Genomic DNA, 7,508 nt, shown 5'->3' with positions numbered 1-7,508 from the left:
TTTTTTATTGGCTAGCGTTCAGTAAAATTCAGCTGTTGCCACTGCCTGAGCGGCGTTGTAACTGATCGCGCAGGTTTGGCGGCGTACCTTTGATAGTCAACGTATCGGTAGCGGGATCCCAGAAAATTCTTTCCCCCATCAGCAGCGCGTCGAAATTAATGCTCAAGCCGCCACCGCTGCCGGCAAACTTGGTTAATTGACGCAGCGTGCTGCGATCGGCCGGGAAACTCTCTTCCAGCTCATAACCCTGATCGGTTGAAAACTGTTTAAAGTCTTTATCGCCCAGCGGTGGAAGCTCCTGCGCCAACTCCTGCAGTTCAATCTCTTCCCCCGCCTGTAATTGGTCGTTGCAATAGGTGTAAACCTGCTGACGATAGTTCTGACGCTCGTTTTTATCCAGCTGCGCTTCGGCACAGTAATCGTCAACCGCCTGCAACAGGCCACGGTTTTGCGCCTTGGTATCCAGACCTTCCGCCGCGCCCAGGAAATCCATAAAGAAATCTGCAACCTTGCGGCCGACTCTGCCTTTAAGAAAAGTCAGGTAACGCGTTGACTCAGGATTGGTTTCCCATTCGGTCAGGTCAATACGTGCGACGATATCAGCATGATTAATATCCAGATAATGGATGCTGCTGACATCGAGCTGCTCATTGACCCGCATGCTGCTGCGACTGGTCAAAACCGCCACCAGCAAATACTCTACCGCCAGAAAACGGTAATGGCAGAACAGGACCACGCCACCCTCGGCAAACGGATACTTAGCCAGTTCATCACGCAGACGGCCAGTTGCTGCACGGCTGAAGCCAAGAAAATCTTCATCGCCCTTGCGACAGCCGCGTAACGCTGTCGCAAGCTCGCTATCTTCGCTAAACAGGCCGTAAGCCTTGCTCTTGGCGCTGTAAACCCGATGCAGCTCGGCCATCATCTCTTCAACCGCCGCGTTTGGGGTTAAAAGGGTATCGCGCAACACAACATCCAGCGTTTGCTCGTCGCGTTTGTTCAACTGGTGCAGAGCAATCTGCTCGATATCCAGACTCATGTGACTTTCTCCTGTTCATTTAGGGGTTCCCCTGCGCCGCGTATTCCAACACCGAAGAGTACTCTCTGCAAGCGTTAAGCTAGCCCTTTGAAATCTCTGTTAACAAGCTCAGACAATAACCATGCGTTATTAACATTATAAAAAAGCGGAAACTCACCTCGTGATAAGTTAAGATATTGGACTTTGTAAAGCTTTGAGCACAATAATCTATGCCACAATCATCTCGTTACAGTGACGAACAAGTTGAGCAACTGCTGTCTGAGTTAGCCACCGTTCTGGAAAAACACCGCGCCCCAACCGATCTTTCTTTGATGGTTTTAGGCAACATGGTGACCAACCTGATCAATACCAGCGTTGCACCTGCTCAGCGCAAAACTCTGGGACGTTCGTTCGCCGATGCCCTGCAGGCATCTATAAGAGAAGACAAAGCCCATTAATTTAACACTCAGCAAAGCCTTCTTATGGTGACAAATAGCCAGCGCTATCGCGAAAAAGTATCCCAGATGGTTAGCTGGGGGCACTGGTTCGCCTTATTCAATATTCTGCTTAGTCTTGGACTCGGTAGCCGTTATCTATTTGTTTCTGACTGGCCCTCCTCCCTCGAAGGTAGGATTTACGCGCTGGTCAGTTTGCTGGGGCATTTCAGTTTCGTCGGCTTCGCTGTCTATCTGCTGATTATCTTCCCGCTGACCTTTGTGGTGATGTCGCAGCGATTGCTGAGGTTCCTGTCTGCTATCCTTGCTACCGCCGGATTAACCTTGCTGCTGGTGGATACCGAGGTATTTACCCGTTTCCATTTGCATATTAATCCCGTGGTGTGGGAGCTGGTGGTTAACCCCGGGCAGGCAGATTTAGCTCGCGACTGGCAGTTGATGTTCATCGCGGTGCCAATTATTTTCCTGGTCGAGATGCTTTTTGGCACCTGGGCCTGGCAGAAGTTGCGCAGTCTAAGTCGACAAAGCTTTGCCAAGCCGCTGGTAGCAATATTTATTTGCTGCTTCATTGCGTCACATCTGATGTATATCTGGGCCGATGCCAACTTCTATCGCCCGATTACTATGCAACGTTCTAATTTACCGCTGTCATATCCAATGACTGCGCGTAAATTCCTCGAAAAACACGGGCTGCTTGATGCCCAGGCGTATCAACAACGACTCATAGAACAAGGCGATCCGGACGCAATTTCAGTGGAATATCCGCTGAACTCGATCAGCTTCCGCGATAAAGGCAGCAATCTGAACCTGCTGATGATTGTGGTGGGAGGTTTGAATGCCGATTCTGTCGCTAAAGATATGCCACAGCTAAAACAGTTTGCCAGCACCAATGTTAATTTTGCCGATCATTTGAGTTCGGGTAATAAAAATGATACCGGCTTGTTTGGCCTGTTCTATGGTATCTCGCCGACTTATCTTGAAGGAATTATTACCTCTCGTAAGCCGTCGGCATTAATGACTGCCCTCGCCCAGCAGAACTATGAATTTGGTCTGTTTGCCTCCAACGGCTTTAACAGCACGTTGTATCGTCAGGCTCTATTGTCTGACTTCTCACTGCCGCCAGCTGCACGTCAAAGCGACCAGCAGACTACGCAACAATGGCAGCAGTGGCTTAATACCCGCGGCCCTCGCCCATGGTTCTCATATCTGAGTTTCGACGGCACTTCTGAGGCAACCGCGATAGGTAAAGACGGCAGACAACCTTCTGCGGCGATAATTAATCCACGTTATCAACAAGGCGCCAGCGAAGTTGACGGGCAAATTGCCGAAGTGCTGAAGAATCTGCAAGCCAAAGGCATGTTGAATAACACGGTTGTAGTCATAACCGCTTCAAAAGGTATCGATCTTAATCCAGAACAAAATCAGATGGATGAGCAACATGTTAAAGTTCCGCTCATCATTCATTGGCCCGGTACGCCAGCGCAAAATGTGAATAAGTTAACCTCCCACGAAGACGTGATGGCGACTCTGATGCAACGGCTGCTGCACGTAAGCACGTCGCCGTCCGATTACTCACAGGGTGAAGACCTGTTTGCCGCACGCCGAAGCAATAACTGGGTAACCAGCACCAGTAATGATGGCGCTTTAGTCATTACCACCCCAACACAAACTATCAAACTGGATCACGATGGTAATTACCATGCCTATGACAGTCACGGTAATGAGCTGAAAGATCAGAAACCTGAGTTGGGATTATTGCTACAGGTATTGACCGATCAAAAACGCTTCGTCGCCAACTAACTGCTTAAAAATAAAGCACTCATTATGGTAGCGTATTGATTTCATTACCGAGATGAGTAGACTGTTTAAACAGCGTCGGCATGTAGCGCAGCCTGGTAGCGCACGGTCATGGGGTGTCCGGGGTCGGAGGTTCGAATCCTCTCATGCCGACCAGAAATTCCCTTTAAAACCAACCTCTTAGGGTTGGTTTGTTTGTTGGATTGGCGTGGGGAATAACTGGGGAAAACCCCCTCAAAAATCGACCTCAGAATTGGTTTTCGGATTCCAATTTCGAGAGGTTTTTTTGCTACTTTACGGAGCGAATTTTTCGCTTCTGTAGGTCTATGTAAACCAGCTGACCGGTCTCGATGCTATATATCGTCGTGCCGCGTAGTCTTCGACCATAAGCCCTCTTCCCTTTTGAAAATCGCTACAGTCAACTTCTTAGCTTCCGGTGGTGTTAATTCGGTGCAATACGCCGGTAAACCAATTGGGGGGTCCGGCCCCTCTGACTGGGATCGCCTTTGCCAGTAACTGGCTAATAAGAAAGCTAAACCTGAATTCCCTTTCTTTCAGGATCACCAGAATGACCACAATCAAACACGGGTTGCACAAAACTAGCTGGCGTTCTTTAACGGGGGGATCTTAAGTCGGGTGTCCACCGCAAGAAAATCGGCGTACTCATTCTTTCCCGAAAAGGAGAACTCACTAAGGGCAAAATTTATGACAAAGTGAACGTATTCATTACGGATAGCAATGTACGATAGCTCATCCTGTTTCGCGGGCTCATTTATTGTGAGCCAATCTATTTACCCATAAAAATCAATGTCATATCTTGCATTCGTTGCGAGTTTTTATGCAAAAAAACTGATTTCAAGATATCATTTCATTTGAGATAAAATATTATTTTTGTTCTCTTCATTCTTAAGACTTACGTTGCAAATTTGCTTATTAATACCTTTATGGAATTTAATTCCATTTTTATTTTTTATGGAATAGTATGATCCTCCTGTTTTTTATGAAATTTTGATTAGTATAAGAAGTTCTAAAGTGATAACTTATTACAAATTATGAATAATTGAAGTGTTTACACACATTCTTTATAGTCAACATTTGGGATGAGGTATAGAAATGTTATCTCTAAAAGAATGCACTGGAAGTGAAATTGGGGAATATTGCACCATCTTTGTTAATGAATATAAGATGGATCTTATTAGAAACCATCAGTTCAGCCAGTTAGAAGCGCACCAAAAAGCGAATGCTACATTCAACACCTCTTTTCCTGACAACCAACCAGCAAAAAATAATTCCCTGCTCCGGATAACTAAAATACTCAGCGATGTCCCTTGTCAAGTCGGTTACATGTGGTTGCTTTATTATCCCGAAGAACAATCGGTATTTATAATGGATTTCTACATATCCCCGGAATATCGTAATAAAAAAATTGGCCATGAGGCGATGAATAACGTGATAGCAATGCTTGAAGAAAAGCAAATGGCTACACTGAAATTACGCGTTGAGCCTGATAATCAAGCAGCTATCGGACTATATAAATAAACAGGGTTTGATATTACAGGGATAAACATGACTCACAGGTTAACCCCAAAGTAAGTGTAAAATGATATATCAAGCGGCAGAAAGCATTAATGATGGACGGGTTTTCTCAAAATTGATGAGTTCATTAAAAATAATAGCATCTATGTTAGAATAGAAAACATGAATCACGTAGGGTCAATTAAAGACGGTGACATTCCTTAAAGCTCTCCTTGCTACGAATATCGTTAGAATAGACCTGAGTAGCAAAAGTATCTTCCATAAACTTAGCAACAGAGTTCTCAATCGAAATCAATACATCATTACTCACTGACAAATCAGGGTATTGGTTCTTAGGTTGAACGGTAAAACGCAATTTCTCGCCACGAATTACAATCTCAGCAAATGGTTTAACGACCGTAGTATCGGCCGCAAGATTGAGATCGCTTTTTAACGTTACAATGAAAAGCTGTGATTCTTTATGGGTACGGCTAAGCATCCTGCGAACCTCAACGGTGTCAGGAAATGAACGCGGCACAAAGCTATCAATAACACTCGTGTTATCAAAAATCATCTGGATAGAGCGTTGATTCTTAGCTTTAGCTTGGCTATATAAGATGTACCCACCTTAGCCAGTACACCGTGTGTAGCCGACATTTGCCTCACCCATGTGAGACCTTTAAAAAAATTGACACCATTGTCAACTGTTCAATAAATCTACCCCTTGCATGCCTAATGTGCAACCAGAAAGGTCTACTGTTAGTTGATTAATCCACTTAGTGAATAAGCTTAATCCCTTACCATACAAGGTGTCAGCCGTTAATAAGCACTAACTTTGTCACATTATTGATAAGTACAATGGACCGTTCTTTTAGAGCAAGATTGTAAGGCATTTCATAAGCGCACTTTCGCCGCCAACATAGCTAGCTGATCTACCCCGTTCACTCGGCGGATAAACCGCTCGGTATCTATCTCGATCAGTTCAACACCTTCAAGGGACTGCTTATAGTAACTGATGGCGATATCAACCGTCACCGCGCATTCGGCCATGGACTGATTGCCTCGCGGGTCACGGGTGCAAAGCCGGTTTCCCCAGTGTTTAAAACCGTCACGACGAATGATGGTGCTGATATTCTCCATATTCAGCAGGTTAGCCTGGCAATTTGGCTCGCCGAGGATGAAATCATCCACATGCTCGACGCCAAGGATACTGAAAATGTCCTGATTGGACTTGCTCCACCACCAGCCGCGATCCAGGTCGATACGCGCACGTAAATCTGCCGCTCGTGCCGAGTAAGGAAGAGGTAGTGCCGGCATCCGACACAGGGGGAAGTGCGGGTGTGGTTCCAACAACGCTTACCTTTTAAAGACTAATGTGGGAAGTTATTAAAAGGATATAGAGAATTCCCGCAAGCAATAAAGACTAAATTGGTAAATAAATTATACGAAGAAAACTTTATTAAATATTTCAAGGATTGTCAGCAAAAAAAATGAGTGGAATTCTTCCGCCTGCTTACATTTGACTATTTTATTTTATACTAAAAAAAGTCTTCGAATCGCGCACCTCGTTAACGCGCACGAATCAAAAGCTGGATAAGAATCGTAACTAAAGCTGATTGACTAAAAGTCGTTGGTTTTATCCTTTGTTCATTGAAATAAATAGAATTAAAATTCATAGGACATATTTTCATGCCGCTATATGATCAAAAAGATGACAAAAAAGAAAAGTCGCATCAGCACAAAAGCAAAACAGACAAACAGGCGCCTCGTTCTTCGGGAAACAGTGCGGGGGCATCTGAAAATGAGGACCAGAATACAAAACCGCAGGAGTTAGCTTTCCGAGACATGAGCTTTAGACAGCAATATATTTACATTCTCAGATATGGCAGCGGATTTAAATGGTATGAAGGCCAAGGGGAAGGTGAAACACTCAATAATCCCTATGTTCAGGATGATAATAATATTCAGAGTCTAAAACAGCAGGAACGCGCTTTTAATGATATGACGTTAGTACAGAAATTGACTTGGTCTTTACACTTGGGGAACGCTGTTGGTGATGCTATCGCCCTACCGCAGGGGCCAACAACGGATTTAGAAGCGTTTCTGCGCAAACAAGGTGAACGATCAACCACCCTACATCCTGTTAATGAACATGGCAGCCCGTCAGAAAAGCCTCCGTTGTCCAAGGGCAATACCAGCGCCAGTACCCCCTCCCTGTTTCTTCGTCCGGGTGAAAGACCCGTTGCTCCGCCACTTGCCCCGGGCCGCATGAATGCGCTGCATCACTACTTACTGACTAAGCAGATCCATGGTGCTGAACCCATGCCGGTAAAGCCTGGTGGCTTATTCTTTCCGGGCGCAGGGGCTGCGACTATTCGGGTCAGTAACTTTGCCTCCGACTTAATACATAAACAAGATGGAAAAGTTCCAGAATACAGTCAGCTAATGAAAATGAATCCTAGAAACTATCTTTCAGTGATGAACAAAAAGCATGGCACGAAGATATATCGTACTAGAAAAGTAGGTATTCATGATGGGCATGGGAAAAGTGTATACATTCTCACCATGCTGGAAAATAAAGGTAACAAGATATCAAGTGTTCATTATGAACCTTTTAGGGATTTCCCACAGGCACTGGTGGATGATCTAGAACTATATCGTACGCGGAATAATATTCCCCAGCAGACATTCACCCCACAGGTCAGTCCTTCTGTTGATTTGAG

At 45.1% G+C, this 7,508-nt stretch carries 7 protein-coding genes, 1 tRNA gene and 1 pseudogene; 5 read left to right on the top strand and 4 right to left on the bottom strand.

Annotated elements, in window-relative coordinates:
• Positions 1 to 28 precede the first annotated feature (28 nt).
• Complete coding sequence (yejK, locus tag SPM24T3_RS23715; protein ID WP_009639386.1) at positions 29 to 1,039, bottom strand: nucleoid-associated protein YejK; 1,011 nt, start codon at positions 1,037 to 1,039, stop codon at positions 29 to 31.
• 209 nt (positions 1,040 to 1,248) lie between these two features.
• Between yejK and SPM24T3_RS23710 the strand changes: the two genes are divergently transcribed.
• From SPM24T3_RS23710 to SPM24T3_RS23695, 4 genes are all read left to right on the top strand, one after another.
• Positions 1,249 to 1,476 carry a YejL family protein gene (locus tag SPM24T3_RS23710; RefSeq protein ID WP_009639385.1) on the top strand — a complete coding sequence of 76 codons (228 nt, stop codon included), beginning with the start codon at positions 1,249 to 1,251 and terminating at the stop codon, positions 1,474 to 1,476.
• Between the two features lie 24 nt (positions 1,477 to 1,500).
• Complete coding sequence (gene yejM / locus SPM24T3_RS23705) at positions 1,501 to 3,273, top strand: LPS biosynthesis-modulating metalloenzyme YejM (RefSeq protein WP_009639384.1); 1,773 nt, start codon at positions 1,501 to 1,503, stop codon at positions 3,271 to 3,273.
• Between the two features lie 76 nt (positions 3,274 to 3,349).
• Positions 3,350 to 3,426, top strand: a tRNA-Pro gene (locus SPM24T3_RS23700).
• A gap of 957 nt (positions 3,427 to 4,383) precedes the next feature.
• Positions 4,384 to 4,809 carry an N-acetyltransferase gene (locus SPM24T3_RS23695; RefSeq protein WP_009639383.1) on the top strand — a complete coding sequence of 142 codons (426 nt, stop codon included), beginning with the start codon at positions 4,384 to 4,386 and terminating at the stop codon, positions 4,807 to 4,809.
• A 178-nt stretch (positions 4,810 to 4,987) separates the two neighbouring features.
• Here SPM24T3_RS23695 and SPM24T3_RS23690 read toward each other — a convergent pair whose 3' ends face one another.
• The 3 genes and pseudogenes from SPM24T3_RS23690 to SPM24T3_RS26015 form a co-directional block, all read right to left on the bottom strand.
• Positions 4,988 to 5,359, bottom strand: coding sequence for a hypothetical protein (locus SPM24T3_RS23690; protein WP_009639382.1), 372 nt, complete (start codon positions 5,357 to 5,359; stop codon positions 4,988 to 4,990).
• A gap of 320 nt (positions 5,360 to 5,679) precedes the next feature.
• The gene (locus SPM24T3_RS26020) at positions 5,680 to 5,835 is read right to left on the bottom strand and encodes a phage major tail tube protein (protein WP_237713138.1); all 156 of its coding nucleotides are present in this window, start codon (positions 5,833 to 5,835) and stop codon (positions 5,680 to 5,682) included.
• A 12-nt stretch (positions 5,836 to 5,847) separates the two neighbouring features.
• Positions 5,848 to 6,084 (bottom strand): annotated as a pseudogene (locus SPM24T3_RS26015) (phage tail protein); the annotation flags it as partial.
• Between the two features lie 390 nt (positions 6,085 to 6,474).
• Between SPM24T3_RS26015 and SPM24T3_RS23680 the strand changes: the two are divergent.
• Positions 6,475 to 7,508: hypothetical protein (locus tag SPM24T3_RS23680; RefSeq protein ID WP_009639380.1), on the top strand; the 1,034-nt coding region annotated here is incomplete at its 3' end.

The sequence above is a fragment of the Serratia sp. M24T3 genome, assembly GCF_000257645.1.
Lineage (GTDB): Bacteria > Pseudomonadota > Gammaproteobacteria > Enterobacterales > Enterobacteriaceae > Rouxiella.
This window is presented reverse-complemented; position numbering and strand designations above follow the sequence as displayed.